The sequence below is a fragment of the Paenibacillus sp. GbtcB18 genome (assembly GCF_019091125.1).
GTDB classification, from domain to species: Bacteria; Bacillota; Bacilli; order Paenibacillales; family NBRC-103111; genus Paenibacillus_F; species Paenibacillus_F chitinolyticus.
Genome location: NZ_JAGXJX010000237.1, coordinates 1 through 296 on the forward strand (window position 1 = coordinate 1; position 296 = coordinate 296).

At 43.9% G+C, this 296-nt stretch carries 1 rRNA gene; it reads left to right on the top strand.

Features of this window, described 5'->3' with window-relative positions:
- Positions 1-232: 232 nt before the first annotated feature.
- Positions 233-296: ribosomal RNA gene (locus KVT34_RS30120) — 16S ribosomal RNA — on the top strand; the annotation flags it as partial.

The following is a 296-nucleotide window of genomic DNA, read 5'->3' on the forward strand; positions in this document are numbered from 1 at the left end:
AAAGCTTGCATAACTGAGCGCAACTATGTTATAGTATAAAAGTTGTCGCTGAGACAAGCGCTAACGACGAAGACCACGAGGTCTTGAGAGATTGTCCTTTGAAAACTGAACAACGAGTGATTGAAGTGTCTCAAGTAATTGAGACAATTAATGAGAAGAAATTCTCGTCAGCAACGAATTTTTGAGCTTAATCAGCTTGAGATAAACCGCTGGCCTTTGGGCTAGCACAACTTTATCGGAGAGTTTGATCCTGGCTCAGGACGAACGCTGGCGGCGTGCCTAATACATGCAAGTCG